The 14718-nt window shown below is 70.5% G+C and carries 13 protein-coding genes and 1 pseudogene; 11 read left to right on the top strand and 3 right to left on the bottom strand.

All coding sequences use genetic code 11. The annotated features are described in order from the left end of the window. Nucleotides 1–62 precede the first annotated feature (62 nt). Nucleotides 63–1421, bottom strand: coding sequence for a sigma-54-dependent transcriptional regulator (locus A176_RS12660; RefSeq protein ID WP_002638568.1), 1359 nt, complete (start codon nucleotides 1419–1421; stop codon nucleotides 63–65). After that, nucleotides 1411–3526: pseudogene (locus tag A176_RS12655) on the bottom strand (two-component system sensor histidine kinase NtrB). The gene A176_RS12660 and the pseudogene A176_RS12655 overlap by 11 nt, the downstream one beginning before the upstream one ends. A gap of 153 nt (nucleotides 3527–3679) precedes the next feature. Between A176_RS12655 and A176_RS12650 the strand changes: the two are divergent. The 11 genes from A176_RS12650 to A176_RS12605 all read left to right on the top strand — a co-directional run bounded on the left by A176_RS12650 (nucleotide 3680) and on the right by A176_RS12605 (nucleotide 12192). Then, nucleotides 3680–4369, top strand: coding sequence for a TetR/AcrR family transcriptional regulator (locus A176_RS12650; protein ID WP_002638570.1), 690 nt, complete (start codon nucleotides 3680–3682; stop codon nucleotides 4367–4369). Then, on the top strand, nucleotides 4366–5163 hold the full coding sequence (locus A176_RS12645; RefSeq protein ID WP_002638571.1) for a CoA transferase subunit A: 798 nt from the start codon (nucleotides 4366–4368) through the stop codon (nucleotides 5161–5163). The genes A176_RS12650 and A176_RS12645 overlap by 4 nt, the downstream gene beginning before the upstream one ends. Further along, entirely contained in the window at nucleotides 5160–5900 is a 741-nt protein-coding gene (locus A176_RS12640) for a CoA-transferase subunit beta (protein WP_021780915.1), read from the top strand. The genes A176_RS12645 and A176_RS12640 overlap by 4 nt, the downstream gene beginning before the upstream one ends. A 48-nt stretch (nucleotides 5901–5948) precedes the next feature. Further along, nucleotides 5949–6986 carry an alcohol dehydrogenase catalytic domain-containing protein gene (locus tag A176_RS12635; RefSeq protein WP_002638572.1) on the top strand — a complete coding sequence of 346 codons (1038 nt, stop codon included), beginning with the start codon at nucleotides 5949–5951 and terminating at the stop codon, nucleotides 6984–6986. A gap of 49 nt (nucleotides 6987–7035) precedes the next feature. Beyond that, on the top strand, nucleotides 7036–8292 hold the full coding sequence (locus tag A176_RS12630; RefSeq protein WP_002638573.1) for a hydroxymethylglutaryl-CoA synthase family protein: 1257 nt from the start codon (nucleotides 7036–7038) through the stop codon (nucleotides 8290–8292). Between the two features lie 138 nt (nucleotides 8293–8430). Next, nucleotides 8431–8916 carry an Hsp20/alpha crystallin family protein gene (locus A176_RS12625; protein ID WP_044889102.1) on the top strand — a complete coding sequence of 162 codons (486 nt, stop codon included), beginning with the start codon at nucleotides 8431–8433 and terminating at the stop codon, nucleotides 8914–8916. Between the two features lie 137 nt (nucleotides 8917–9053). Beyond that, nucleotides 9054–9452, top strand: a complete 399-nt coding sequence (locus A176_RS12620; protein WP_049872285.1) for a hypothetical protein — start codon at nucleotides 9054–9056, stop codon at nucleotides 9450–9452. 69 nt (nucleotides 9453–9521) lie between these two features. Continuing rightward, nucleotides 9522–9665 carry a hypothetical protein gene (locus tag A176_RS39070; RefSeq protein ID WP_002638576.1) on the top strand — a complete coding sequence of 48 codons (144 nt, stop codon included), beginning with the start codon at nucleotides 9522–9524 and terminating at the stop codon, nucleotides 9663–9665. 85 nt (nucleotides 9666–9750) lie between these two features. Next, on the top strand, nucleotides 9751–10242 hold the full coding sequence (locus A176_RS12615; protein WP_002638577.1) for an SgcJ/EcaC family oxidoreductase: 492 nt from the start codon (nucleotides 9751–9753) through the stop codon (nucleotides 10240–10242). 355 nt (nucleotides 10243–10597) lie between these two features. Further along, the gene (locus A176_RS12610; protein WP_049872284.1) at nucleotides 10598–11239 is read left to right on the top strand and encodes a hypothetical protein; all 642 of its coding nucleotides are present in this window, start codon (nucleotides 10598–10600) and stop codon (nucleotides 11237–11239) included. Further along, nucleotides 11230–12192 carry a hypothetical protein gene (locus A176_RS12605; RefSeq protein ID WP_049872283.1) on the top strand — a complete coding sequence of 321 codons (963 nt, stop codon included), beginning with the start codon at nucleotides 11230–11232 and terminating at the stop codon, nucleotides 12190–12192. The genes A176_RS12610 and A176_RS12605 overlap by 10 nt, the downstream gene beginning before the upstream one ends. A gap of 154 nt (nucleotides 12193–12346) precedes the next feature. On the opposite strand, the gene A176_RS12600 is transcribed toward A176_RS12605, so the two are convergent. After that, nucleotides 12347–14704 (bottom strand): heavy metal translocating P-type ATPase, encoded by a 2358-nt coding sequence (locus tag A176_RS12600; RefSeq protein ID WP_226994293.1) that lies wholly within the window; start codon nucleotides 14702–14704, stop codon nucleotides 12347–12349. Nucleotides 14705–14718: the final 14 nt, after the last annotated feature.

Raw genomic sequence — 14718 nt, 5'->3', positions numbered from 1 at the left:
CGGCGCGGACCGTTGCATCACGCCAGCCGAGCATGGCGGATTACCACGGTGTCCCGCCCGCCCTACCCGCGCTCCCGCTCGCGTCGGTGGATGGTCGACACATCGATGCCGAGCACCTCCGCGGCGCGCGTCTTGTTCCCGCCGCAGCGTGTCACCATCCACGCGATGTACTCGCCCTCCAGCCGCCGCAGCGGCCACAGGGCGTGCTGCGCCATCACCAAGGGCTGCACTTCGGGTGATTCGGGCGGCAGGTGTGGGCGCAGGTCTTCCAGCCCCACCACCTCGCGCGACACCATGACGGCGAGCCGCTCTATCAGGTTCTCCAACTCCCTCACGTTTCCCGGCCAGGGCATGTTGGCCAGCACGGCCACGGCCTCGGGCGCGAGCGACTGCATGCAGGCGCGCGGGTTGCGGGCGCGGGCGCGGGTGATGAAGTGCTCCACCAACAGGGGGATGTCCTCACACCGCTCCGACAAGGGCGGCAGCCGGAGCGTGACGACATTGAGACGGTAGAAGAGGTCCGCGCGAAAGCGCCCCTCGCGCACCCGCGCTTCCAAATCCTGATGGGTGGCGGCGACGACCCGCACGTCCACCGTGCGGCTGCCATCCGCGCCCACCGCGCGCACCTCGCCGTCCTCGAGGACGCGCAGCAGCCGGGCCTGGAGCTCCAGCGGCATGTCGCCAATCTCGTCGAGGAACAGCGTGCCTTGGTCCGCCTCCACGAAGAGACCGCGCCGGGCGTGCGTCGCCCCGGTGAAGGCGCCCTTCAAGTGTCCGAAGAGCTCGCTCTCCAGCAGCTCATGGGGCAGCGCCGTGCAGTTGACGGCCACGAAGGGCCCGGAGGCGCGCGGCCCCTGGAAGTGCAGCGCGCGGGCCACCAGCTCCTTGCCCGTGCCGCTGGGCCCTCGCAGCAACACCGCCGCGTGGGCGTGCGCGACGCGGTCGATGAGTTCATACAGGTGACGCATCGCCGCGCTGCGTCCCACCAGGGCGCCCAGTCCGCTGCGCTCGGCGGCGGCCCGCCGCAGGGCCCGGTTCTCCGCGTGGAGCCGGCGCTCCTTCAGCGCGCGCTCCAGGAAGACGAGCACCTCGTCCAGCCGGAAGGGCTTGGTGAAGTAGTGAAAGGCGCCGCGCCGCATCGCCTCGACCGCGCTCTCCACGCCACCGAAGGCCGTCATCATCAACACGGGGACGTCCGCGTCGAGCGCGCGCACGGCCTCCAACACGTCCAGGCCGTCCACGCCTTCCATCCGCAGGTCGCACAGCACCGCGTCATAGGGCCGCGCGCGCGCCATCCGGATGGCCTCCTCGCCGCCCGTGGACAGGTCCACCCCGTAGCCCGCGTCCGTGAGGGGCTCGCGCAGCATGAGCCCCATCTCCACGTGGTCATCCACCACCAGGATGCGTCCCTTAGCCGACATACCGCTCCTCCGTACCGGGCTTCGCGCTGGGCCACGACACGGTGACGCAGGTGCCCCGGCCCTCCTCGCTCTCCAGCTCCAACCGGCCACCGTGGTTGCGCACGACGTGGGCCACCATCGTCAGGCCCAGCCCCGTGCCCTGCCCCGCTTCTTCGTGGTGAAGAACGGGTCGAAGACCTGATTGAGGTGCTCGCGGGGGATGCCGCAGCCGTCGTCGCGAATGGACAGCGAGACCAGGCCCCATGGCTCCACGCCTGGGCCCTCCGACATCGACGCGGACAGCGTCACCCGGCCGCCCTCGCCGCAGGCATGACAGGCGTTGAGCGCCAGGTTCACCAGCACCTGCTGGAGCTGGTCCGGGTCGGCGGCCAACGGCGGAAGCGAGGCCGGGACCTCCATCTCCAAGTGAATCTGCCGCCGCTCCACCTCCACGCGCAGCAGCTCATGGACGTCGCGCAGGATGGCGTCCAAGGGCACCGGGCGAACCGCGGTGGGCTGCAAGCGGGAGAAGTCCAGGAGCTGGCGCAGCGTGCGGCTCACCCGGTCAATCTGTTCGATGATGACGGCGATGCCGGGCCCCTGCGGGTGCTCCTTGCCCAGCTTGCTCAGGACGTACTCGGCCCGTCCGCGCACCACCCCCAGCGGCGTCCCGATTTCATGCGCGATGCCCGCGGCGAGCACACCCACCGTGGCCAGCTTCTCCGCGCGAAGGAGCTGCGTCTCCAGGGCGCGCACGTTGCTCAAGTCCTCCACCACCAGCAGCGTCTGAACCTCCGGGTGGCGCGCCTCCAACGGCACCGCATGGAGGTTGAACCGGCCCTCCTCGCCAAAGAGAACCAGCGTCTCGCCCAGCACACTGTGCGCCCGGGACTCGCTGGCCGCCGCCGCCACCAGCGCGCGAATCCGCGCCACCACCGGCCCCGGCGCCTGGGGAAAGGCGGACTCCAACGGCGCATGAATGGCGTCGGGCGGCATGCGCGCGCGCAGCACCTGATTCACCGCGCTGATGCGCCCGTCCGCGGTGAGCGCCAGCACGCCCGAGGGAATGTGGTCGAGAATCTTCTGCGTCTTGTCGTGAAGGTGCGCGAGCTGGTCCGCGTGCTGCCGGCTCTCCCGGAGCGCCGCCGCCCTGCGCTGCGCCAGCACCACGTACACCGCGAACGTCACGAGGAAGAGCGCCACGAGCAACGCCGCCGCCAGGAGCCGCCAGATGAGCGCCTGCTGATGCGAGCGCAGCGTCGCCGTGGACACCAGCGTCGCCGCGGACCAGTGACTGCCGCCTCGGACGCGGATGGGCGTGAACACGGCGATGGCCTCGGAGCGCCCCAGGCCCAGCCGCTCGGCTTCTTCCGCGCGCAGGGGAAAGGCGCCGCGTTCGCCCTCGCGCATGCGCGCGATCAACTCCGTGAAGCCCGGCACCAACGAGCGCTCCAGCTCCAGCCGCCGGAACCAATCCACCAGCGTGGCGTCGCTCGCGGAAGTGGGCTGACCGTACGCGCCCAACAGCAGCAGCCGCGCATCCGGGTCCGACGTGACGATGCGCAGCGGCATGAAGAAGGATGTGGTGTCCACCAGCACCGCCACCGCGCCACCGGGACGGCCCGAGTCATCCAGGGGCAACGCCGTGGCCATGACGCGCAGCCCATCCGAACCACCGTCCTCCACGGGCGGCGACATGGTGACGTCGCCCGGAGGACGCGCGAGCGCGCGCCGGGCCGCATCCGTCATCTGCGCCAGCACGGGCGCGCGCGCCACCTGCTTGCCCATGCGCCGGTCCAACATGCGCAGCCACTCCTGGCCCGGGCGTCATAGGCGATGATGACCTTGTACTGGCCCACCGCCTCCAGCAACGCGCGCAGCTCGCGGCGGTGCTCGGCGACCGTGCCCGGCTGGGACATCAACTCGCCCGCGAAGCGCAGGTCCTCGGCCACGTCCTCCAGCGTCTCCGCCACACCGCGCGTGGCCTCATCGAGCTGGGCCTGGCGCTCCACCGCGAACTGCCGCGCCTGGTCCTCCCGGTTGCGTTCGAGCAGGGTGAAAACCCCCACCCCCACGGTCGTGAGGGCGGCGCAGAGCAGCAGGATGGGGATGAGCGCGTACCGCATGGGCCGCGGAGTCTAACCGCCGGCGAGTACCCAACCCCTTGAAATAGCAGGGAAAACAAGAGGCTCGCGTGCCTGGGCGCCGACTTTGGCGATTGACACCCTGCGTCGGACGCTGTTACCTACCGGTCGGTAGGTCGAGAAAGAGGAGCACACGTGACGAACACCGGAGGACGGAAGCCGGACGAGGGCGAGCGCTACCGGGCCATCTTGGAAACGGCGGCGAGGCTCATCTGCGACCGGGGGTACGAGGGCACGTCGATGCAGGAGATCGCCGCCGCGTGCCGCATGACGAAGGCGGGCCTCTACCACCACATCCAGAACAAGGAGCAGTTGCTCTTCGCCATCATGAATTACGGGATGGACTTGTTCGAGGAGCAGGTCCTCTCGCGCGTGCAGGACATCCCCAATCCGGTGGAGCGGCTGCGCGCGTGCATGCGCCACAACATCCTGCTGGTGACGCGGGGGTGGAGCAAGGAGGTCATCATCATCCTCCACGAGCACGCCACGCTCACCGGCGAGGCGCGCGCCTTCATCGACGCCCGGAAGAAGAAGTACGTCGACTTCCTGGAGGAGGCCTTCGGGCAGGCGTCGCAGCAGGGCCTCATCCGTCCCGTGGACCCCACGGTGGGCGCCTTCTCGTTCCTGGGCATGGTGCTGTGGATCTACAAGTGGTTCAAGCCGGACGGGCGCCTCACGGACGAGCAGATCGCCGACGGCATGGTGGACATGCTGTTCCCGCCCCTCACGGCCGCGGACCTCGCGGGCCTTCCGGGCTCCGCCGCGCTGCGCATGGTGCCGCGCACCGCCGCCACCGCCACCGGGACTGACCCGGAGGACGCATGAAGACGGCGCGCTGGTGTTCGTTGGAAGAAGCCGTGGCGTCCATTCCGGACGGAGCGTCGCTGGCCACCGGCGGCTTCATGCTCGGCCGCGCGCCCATGGCGCTGGTGCTGGAGCTCATCGCCCAGGGCAAGCGGAAGCTCGGCCTCATCTCGCTGCCCAACCCCTTGCCCGCGGAGTTCCTCGTGGCGGGCGGCTGTCTGGAGACGCTGGAGATTGCCTTCGGCGCGCTGAGCCTCCAGGGCCGCGTGCGCCCCATGCCCTGTCTCAAGCGGGCCATGGAGCAAGGCACCCTCTCCTGGCGCGAACATGACGGCTACCGCGTCGTCCAGCGGCTGCGCGCGGCGTCCATGGGGCTGCCCTTCATCCCCGCGCCGGACGCGGAGGTGTCCGACCTGGCGCGCACGGAGCCGCCGCCCACGGTGGAGGACCCCTTCACCGGTCAGCGCGTGGCGGTGGAGCCCGCGTACTACCCGGACGTGGCGCTGATTCACGCGCGCGCCGCGGACGAGCGCGGCAACCTCTACATGGAGGACCCCACCACGGACCTGCTGGTGGCGGGCGCGGCGAAGCGCGTGATTGCCACGGTGGAGGAGCGCGTGACGAAGCTGCCTCGCGCCACGCTGCCTGGCTTCCAGGTGGACCGCATCGTGCTGGCCCCCGGCGGCGCGCTGCCCACCGGCTGCGCCGGGCTGTACCCGCACGACGACGCCATGCTGGCCCATTACCTGTCGCTGGCCGAGACGGGCCGCGAGGCGGAGTTCCTCGAGTCGCTGCGGACGCGGAGGGCGGCATGAGCGCGCCCCTGGACATCACCCCGGCGGAGACCGTGGTGGCGCTGCTGGCGCGGCAGATTGACGACGGCGGAGTCGTGGCCACGGGCGTGGCATCGCCGCTGGCCATCCTCGCCATCGCGGTTGCGCGCGCCACCCACGCGCCGGACCTCACGTACCTGGCCTGCGTGGGCTCGCTGGACCCGGAGATTCCCACGCTGCTCCCCTCCTCCGAGGACCTGGGCTATCTGGACGGCCGCTCCGCGGAAATCACCATTCCGGACCTGTTCGACCATGCGCGGCGCGGGCGGGTGGACACCGTCTTCTTCGGCGCGGCGGAGGTCGATGCCGAAGGCAGCACCAACATGACGGCCAGCGGCAGCCTGGAGAAACCGCGCACCAAGTTCCCGGGCGTGGCGGGCGCCGCGACGTTGCGGCAGTGGGTGCGAAAGCCCGTGCTGCTGGTGCCCCGGCAGTCGCGCCGCAACCTGGTGCCCGCGGTCCAGGTCGCCACCACGCGCGACCCGCGCCGGCCGGTGACGCTCATCTCCGACCTGGGCGTGTTCGAGCTGGGCGCCGGTGGAGCGCGGCTGCTCGCGCGTCACCCCTGGGCGACGGAGGAATCCATCGCCGAGCGCACCGGCTTCGCCTTCCAGGTGCCGGAGACGCTGCCCGTCACCCCGCTGCCCGATGCGCGCACCGTGGAAGCCATTCGCGCCATCGACCCCCGTGGCTACCGCGACGCGCTCGTCGGCGCCTGACGTCTCGATATCCCTTTCCTGTCTTGGATTGATTCACGGAGACCTGTGATGAAAGCCGTCGTTCTGCGCAGCTTTGGTGAAGCGGGCAACCTGAAGATGGAGACCGTCGCCATGCCCCGCCCCGGGCGTGGAGAGGTCCTGCTCCGCGTGCACGCCTGTGGCGTCTGCTACCACGACGTCATCAACCGCCGCGGCAACCTGCCTCGCACCAGCGTGCCCGCCATCCTGGGCCACGAGGCCGCCGGTGAGGTGATTGAAGTCGGCCCGGACACGCCGGGGTGGAAGACGGGCGACCGCGCGGCGACGTTGCAGCGCATGTCCTGCGGCGAATGCGCCCTGTGCAAGATTGGCCGCAACAGCCTCTGCAAGACGGACAACCGCTTCTTCGGCGAGGAGCTGCAAGGCGGCTATGCGCAGTTCATGGTGGCGCCCGTGCGCGGCCTGGGCCGGGTGCCCGCGTCCCTGCCCTGGAACGAGGCCGCCACGGTGTGCTGCACCACGGGCACGGCGGTGCACACGGTGCGCACGCGGGGCCGCGTCCGCGCGGGTGAAACGGTGCTCATCACCGGCGCCAGCGGCGGCGTGGGCCTGTCCTCCGTGCAGTTGGCGCGGCTGGACGGCGCGCGCGTCATCGCGGTGACGTCCAGCGAGGCCAAGGTGCGGGCGCTCAAGGAGGCGGGCGCGGACGAGGTCATCGTCTCGCGCGGCCTGGACTTCGCGTCGGACGTCCGCAAGCGCACCCAGGGCGCGGGCGTGGACGTGGCCGTCGAAATCGTGGGCAGCGCCACCTTCGACCAGACGCTGAAGGCCATGGCGCCGGGTGGACGCGTGGTGGTGGTGGGCAACCTGGAGTCGGGGATGGTGCAGCTCAACCCCGGGCTCGTCATCGTCAAGGAGCTGGAGATTCTGGGCGCCTATGCCACCACGCAGGAGGAGCTGGACGAGGCCCTGCGCCTGACGGCCACCGGCGGCGTGCGGCAGTTCGTGACGGACGCGGTGCCGCTGGCGGAGGCCGCGAAGGCGCACTTCCGCCTGGAGAACCGCGAGGTGGCGGGCCGGCTGGTGCTGGTGCCGCCCGAGGCGTGAGCGAAGCGGCGGCTGGAATCCAGAGCACGACAAGGAATCGAGGACTCCGATGAAGAAGCGCGTGGGAATCGAAGCGTTGGCGGTCGCGGTGCCGTCCCGGTACGTGGACATCGAGGACCTGGCCCGGGCCCGGGGTGTGGACCCGGCGAAGTACACGGCGGGCCTGGGTGCGAAGGAGATGGCGGTCAACGACCCGGGTGAGGACACCGTGGCGCTGGCGGCCACCGCGGCCGCGCGCCTGATTCGTCAGCAGGACGTGGACACGTCTCGCATTGGCATGCTGGTGGTGGGCACGGAGACGGGCATCGACCACTCGAAGCCGGTCGCCTCGCACGTGCAGGGCCTGCTGAAGCTGCCGCGCACCATGCGGACATATGACACCCAGCACGCGTGCTACGGCGGCACCGCCGGACTGATGGCGGCGGTGGAGTGGATCGCGTCCGGCGCCGGCGCGGGCAAGGTGGCCGTGGTCATCTGTTCGGACATCGCGCGCTACGGGCTGAACACCGCCGGCGAGCCCACGCAGGGTGGCGGCGCGGTGGCCCTGCTGGTCTCCGAGCAGCCCGACCTGCTCGCGATCGACGTGGGCCTCAACGGCGTCTGCACCATGGACGTGTATGACTTCTGGCGGCCGGTGGGCCGGCGGGAGGCGCTCGTGGATGGGCACTACTCCATCACCTGCTACCTGGAAGCCCTGTCCGGCGCGTACCGCGGCTGGCGCGAGAAGGCGGTGGAGGCGGGGTTGGTTCGCTGGTCCGACACGCAGCCCGGCGAGCAGCTCGCGCGCATCGCCTACCACGTGCCCTTCTGCAAGATGGCCCGCAAGGCGCACACCCAGCTTCGGCTCTGTGACCTGGAGGAGTCCCCCGGCGCCGCGGGCCTGACGCCCGAGGCGCGGGAAGAGGCGGCGAAGTCCGCCGCGAGCTACGACGCGCAGGTGGCCTCGTCCCTGGGGCTGAACTCGCGCATCGGCAACGTGTACACGGCGTCGCTCTACCTGGCGCTGGCCGGCCTGCTCCATCGCGAGGCCGGTGCGCTCGCGGGACAGCGCATGGGCCTGCTGTCCTACGGCAGCGGCTGCGCGGCGGAGTTCTACTCCGGCACCGTGGGCGAGAAGGCCGCCGAGCGGATGGCCAAGGCGGACCTGGACACGGTGTTGGCGAAGCGCGAGCGCATCTCCATCGAGGAGTACGAGCGGCTGATGAAGCTCCCCTCGGACGCGCCCGAGGCCGTGGCCCCGGCGCCAGGCGCCTTCCGCCTGACGGAGATTCGCGACCACCGCCGACTGTACGCCGAAGGCGCGTGACGACGCCGGAGCGGTGAACCCCCGAGCGAGGCGAGACACCGGAGCACTGCCCGGTGCCTCACCTCGCGCCAGCGCCTCCCTACCGTGAGTGTCGGACCCTCGGCGTGACACCCGTCACGCGCGAAAGGAGACACAATCATGGCTGACCTACCTGCCCGCAGAGGCGGAGGCGGACTGGGCCCCCAACGCGGCTGGGACCCCTTCGAGCGCATGCAAGACCTGCTGGGCTTCGATTTGGGCCGGATGCTCACCCGCCCGGGAAGCGGCGAAAGTGAGTTCGCCCCTGACTTCGAGGTGAAGGAGACGAAGGACGCCTTCATCTTCAAGGGGGACATCCCCGGCGTGGAGGAGAAGGACCTCGAAATCACGCTCGCGGAGAACCGGCTCACCATCAGCGGCAAGCGAGAGGAGGAGCGGCGCGAGGAAGGCGACCGCTTCTACACCTACGAGCGCAACTACGGCTCGTTCAACCGCACCTTCACCCTGCCCCGTGGCGTGAACACCGACGACGTGCAGGCGGACTTCAAGAACGGCGTCCTCAACCTCCGCATCCCCAAGAAGACCGAGGACCAGCCCAAGCGCATCAAGGTCGGCGGCGAGCGCGGCGAAAAGGCCAAGGCCTGAGGCCAGACCCCCGGCGCCGGGGCGGTGAGCGCGGCGAATCGCGCCCGTAAGGCGAACCGCTCCCGCGCGGCGGCCCGCCAGGACGCCGCCCGGGGCGCATTGCGGCGGCCCGTCCGTCGGCATATAGAAAGCCCACCATGTCTGGGCTTTCGCGACTCCTCGCGCTCGCGCTGCTGCTCCTCTGGCAAACCGTCGCCAGCGGTGCCGGCGGCTTGGGGCACTACTGCGAGAAGCAGGTCCAGCGGAAGTCCAGCGTCTGCAAGTGCCCGCATGGGGCGGTGCATTCCGAGGCGGCCTCGCGCGGCGAGCCCGTTCTGCATGCGCACTGCTGTGACGCGCCTCACTGGAACCTGCCCGCGCCCACCGAGGCGGGCTCCGCCAGCCACGCGCCCCTCATCCACGCCCCGCATGCCCTGGTGCCAGCCGTCTGGCTGCCCAGTCCTCCCACGGCGCCCCGGCCCCTGCCCGCCTTCGCGCGCTGGGAGGTCCCCAAGGCCAGGGCCCCCCTGTCTACCTTCGCATCCGCACGTTGCTGATTTGAGCCGACCGCGTCGAGCCCATCCGAACGCGCTGTTTTCTCGAATCAATGACGACGGAGTCGTGACGTGGACATGTTCTGGGAGCTGTTGCTGGGAACCTTGGGGTTGACCTTGCTCATCGTGGTGGTGACACCCGCGATGTGGAGCTCGAGGCTCAGCCTCCGGGAGAAGATGCGCAAGGGCGCGGAGCACACGAAGCCTGACGCCTGAGCCGTACCGGGTCGCTTTCAGGCGAAGCCGGCCGTGTTATGGGGTTCGCCATAACAACCGGCTTTTCCTGAAAGCAGGCCCTACCGTGCGCTACCGCCTCGCCGTCCTTCCGCTCCTGGCCTCCAGCCTGCTGCTGGCCTCCGCGTGTGCCACCACCAGCGCGCCGCCGGGTGAAGCCGCCATCCTCCAGCTCGTGAGCGACCAGACGGAGGCCTGGAACCGGCAGGACGCCGCGGCCTGGTCCAAGGACTTCGCGACGGATGCCGCGTTCATCAACATCGTGGGCACCGTCTTCGAGGGCCGCGACGAAATCCAACAGCGCCACGCGGGCATCTTCGAGACCCTCTTCAAGGGCAGCCAGAGCCAGGTCACCGTGCGGAAGGTCACCTTCATCCAGGATGGCCTCGCCATTGTCGACACGACGCACGAGGTGACGGGACACCCCGGCCTGCCGCCCGGCGTCCAGAACACCGAGCCCGGCGTGCTGCGCACGCAGATGCGCTACGTGATGAAGGCCGTGGACGGCCAGTGGCGAATCCTCGCGGGCCAGAACACCGACGTGAAGCCCCGGCCCTGACCCGGCACTTCGGACTCCGTCCGTTTCTTGGAACGGACAGCCGAGGCAATTCCTCGGCGCTCGCCTGTCCGAAACGAGACCCATCTTGACCGCGACAGGGGCAGGTGAACTCCATCGGGGAGGGGCATGCATAGACATCCCGCGGCGTGTGCACTCGCACACCCGTTGACGTCATGCATTGAAAGGATGGCCTCCCTTGAAGCCCTATGCTGTCCGCTCTCGCCGGCGCTGGACGGCAGGTGCGCTCTGCGCCTGCCTGGTCGCGTTCTCCGGCTGTAGCGATGATGAAAACCCACCTGCTCCCCCGCCGAACGTCGACGCGGGAACAGATGCGGGCACGGACGCTGGTGATGACATGGACGCGGGCTCCGACGCCGGGACGCAAGGCTCGGACGGCCCCGCGGACCAGGGGCCGGACTTCCCGCACGAAGTCGGAGATCCGGCCTCCGGCAAGGAGGTCTTCCGCTTCGAGACCTTCGGGAACGAAGGCTTCTGGACGAACGCCATGCGGTTGCCCGAAGGCATCGTCGCCCAGAGGCTCACGCCCAAGCAGGCGTTGATGGCGGGCCTGAGCGTGGACGTGGAGGCGCTCGACACCGCCACGCAGCAGGCCGTGGCCGCGGAGCTGGCGGCGCACGGCACCGACGGACCGCTGCTCAACGACCCCGAGACGACGCTGAAGCTCCTGAATGCCAACGCGGTAATCGGCGTGGTGGTCAAGGACACCAATGGTGACGGCGTGCTGGACGTGGCCACCGGTGACCAGGTGGGTGTGTCCTGTGCCCTCTGTCACGCCATCACCGATGGCAGCGTGCTCGCCGTCCCCGACGGCGGCTCGGTGGGCAAGCGCATCGACGGGCCCACGCCGCACACGCTCAATGTCGGCGCCATCCTCGCGATCGCGGCGAACTCGAGGGCCTACTACCCGCTGACCCAGGTGAAGCTGACGGCCAACGGGGACACCTCCATTGGCCGCGCGCCCCGGAGATGGGGCTGACGGAGGCCTCCACCGAGGAAGAGGTCGACGCCTACCTGAGCAATCCGAACTACTACCCCGTCGGCACGTTCGACGACGCGCCGGATGGCACGGGAGCGCCGCAGCACATCGCCCCCTTCTTCCGCACGGACCTGTCCGCGCCCTTCGGCACGCCCGGGGACATCGCCAGGCTCGATAACTTCAACAACCTCGTCTACACGGTGCTGCTGGACCCCACGAGCCTGGTGACGGAAGGCGGCCGGAGTTTCCTCATGGCGCTCGCGGGGGAGGCCGCGGGCAAGGAGATGGCGGACGACTACCTCCAGATTCTCCAGGAGACGGGCGTCATCGGCCCTGGAGGTCAGGTGGGCGAAGGCTTCCCCTATGTGACGGCCTCCACCATGGGGATGCCCGGCGAGGAGGCGACCCCGGTGGGCCGCCGCGTGGACGAGCAGAAGCTCCGGGACCTCAACGCGTACACCGACAGCCTGCAGGCCCCCATGGCCACGGGCTTCGACGCCGCTGCCGCCATGCGCGGCAAGGAGGTGTTCCGCACGGGGAGCTGCGTCCAGTGCCACAACGTGGACCAGGGCCGGCGCGTGCCCAGCTTCATCGTGCCCATCAACCAGCTCCTGGCGGACTACATGCCCGTCGTCCTGGCGGAGCGGCCGGTCCAGCTCCCCTTCCGGCCCATGGCCTTCGACCCCATCCAGAATGACGTCTCCACCATCTTCGACGACAAGACGGTGATTGTGGACGCCAGCCGCCGCGGCCAGCCGCGAGGCAGCGCCATGCCGCTGCTGCTGGACCTGGCGCGCAAGCCCAACTTCCTCCACGACAGCTCGGTGGCCACGCTGGACTCGTTGCTCGACCCGAGCCGCGGGCCCGCCGCGCCGCATGCCTTCTACGTCGCGGACGCGGCGCAGCGGACAGACGTGGTGGAGTTCCTGAAGAGCCTCGACACCACGCCGTAGTGCACCTGAGAGGCGCTCCGCGAGCAGGCATCCCCTGCTCGCGGAATGCGTCAGTGACTCGCGGCCACCGCCGCATCCTCACGGCGGACCGCGCGGGCCTGACGGAACAGCGGGGCCAGCGCGACGAAGCCCGCAGCCACCGTGGAGCCGTTGTTCACCATGGCCGCGGCGGCGGGGGCAGCAAACCCAACGCCGCGAGCACCATGGCCACGGCATTGGGCACCAGCACCAGCCCCAGGCCCCTGCGCACGCGGGTCAGCGTGTCCTCGCCCGCGGCGAAGGCCACCAGCAGGTCATCCAGGTTCCCCCGCAGCAGCACCACATCCGCGGTCTCCAGGGCCACATCCGTGGCGCCGCGCAGCGAGATGCCGACATCGGCCAGCGCCAGCGCGGGCGCGTCATTGATGCCGTCCCCCACCATGGCGACGATGCGGCCCTGACGCCGGAGCGAACGGACGTGCGCCGCCTTGTCCTCGGGGAGGAGCTCCGCGATGGCTTCGTCCACGCCCAACCGGCTCGCCACCTCCGCCACGCGGGCCGGCGTGTCGCCGGAGAGCAGGATGATGCGCCTGCGCCCGTTCTCCTTCAGGGCCTGGACCACCCGGGCGCTCTCCGGCCGCAGCGTCTCCACGTAGACGATGCACCCCGCGGGTTGGCCATCCACCGTCACCCACAACACGGAGGCCCGGTCGTCCACGGGCCGGACCAGCACCGCGCGGGCCTTCGCCGGGTCCACCCCTTGATGCTGAATCCAGCGCACGCTGCCCACACACACGCGGCGCCCGTTTACCTTGGCGCAGACACCACGCCCCAGGACGAACTCCTCCATCCCCGCGTCGGGTTGGGGCACCTGGACGCCCACCACCTGGGCGTGCCGCCGCACCGCCTCCGCCACCGGGTGGGATTGGCGCAGCTCCGCCGCGGCGCTCAGGGACACGACGTCCTGCACGGACCAGCCTTCCGCAGGGATGACGTCCACCACCTCGGGGACGCCCAGCGTCAGGGTGCCCGTCTTGTCGAACACCACCGTGTCCGCCTGGGCCAGCCGCTCCAGGTACTGCGCGCCCTTGATGAGGATGCCCTGCCGCGCCGCAAGCGTCATCGCCACCAGGGCGCTCGCGGGCACGACAATCCGGACGCCCGTTCCAAAGTCGGTGATGAGGATGCTGATGGGCCGCGCCGCCTCACGCGTCCACAGCCACGTGGCGCCAGCGAGGCCGAAGGTCGGCAACACCATGCTGTTGGCCACCTTGTCCACCCGCGCCTGCAACGTCATGGGCTTGGCGCCCGCGCCTTCGAGGATGTGGAGAATCTTGGACGCCGTGGTCTCCACGCCCGCGCGCAGCACCCGCACCCGCAGGCTGCCCTCCCCCACCACCGACGCCGCCAGCACCCGGTCTCCCGCCTCGCGCACGCGGGGCTCCGACTCCCCCGTCAGGGCCTTCTCGTCCACCCAGGCCGTGCCGGACTCCACCGTGCCATCGGCCGGCACGCTCTCGCCGGAGTGCACGACGATGAGGTCCCCCTCCTTGAGCCGGTCCGCCCGCACCTGCTCCACGTCGCCGCCTGCGCGGATTCGCCAGGCGTTCAGCACCTCCAGCCGCATCAGCCGGGAGATGGCGGAGCGCGCCCGGTCCGCGCTGCGCTCAATCAGCAGGTCGCCAATGCCCAGCAGCCAGGTGATGAGCGCGGCCGTCTGCACCTGCCCCGTGGCCAGCGACACCCCCACCGCCGCCAGGTCGAGCAGGTCCACGGTGATGCGCCGCGCCGCGACGGATTCGAAGGCACGCTGCGCCAGCGGCAGCCCCGTCACCGCGACCCCCGCGGCCAAGACGGGCACGGGCGCCGCCCGCACGACACACGCGGCGAGCACGGCCGAGTTGAAGGCCGTGGCCACCCACTCGCGCTTGGGGGGCGCGGGCGCCGCGGGCCAGGTGGACGGCTCGCTCATCCGCACGGCCGCCACAAGCTGATTCGCGTTGAGCACCTCCGGGTCGAACGTCACCACCAACGAGTGGATGGCGGGCGAGGCGCTCGCCTTGTGGACCCCCACCTGCGTGGCCGCCCAGGCCGCCAGCTTCAGGATGTCGTCATCCTCCAGTCCGCGAACGTGCAGGCGCACGCGCTCCGGCAGCGCGTGCGACACCTCCACCTGGAAAGGCCTGGGCGCCCGTTGGTGCAGCGTGAAGGCGAAGTCCCGCACCTTCAGCGCGAAGGCCCCCGGGAAGCGCGAGGTGTCGCGGTAGTGCACCTTGACCAGCCCCGTGGCGCGCTGACACGTGGCCACCTGGACCTCGGGGCGGGTATCGAGCCAGTCGAGCAGCTTGCGCAGCGTCTCCGTGTCCTCCGACGCGCCCCGGATGAGCAACCGGCCCGGGGACACGGCGGACACGTGAACGAGCGCGGGCCGCCCCGATGTGCGGACCTGGACCTCGTTGCCATCCAGGACGTCCTGCGCCCGGCCCCGCCAGCCTCGCGCGATGCCACTGAGGAACTCGACCTCCGCCCGCATGAACCGCCCTCCAA

Origin of the sequence: Myxococcus hansupus, from assembly GCF_000280925.3 — a bacterium.
In the GTDB taxonomy this organism is placed as follows: domain Bacteria; phylum Myxococcota; class Myxococcia; order Myxococcales; family Myxococcaceae; genus Myxococcus; species Myxococcus hansupus.
This window is presented reverse-complemented; position numbering and strand designations above follow the sequence as displayed.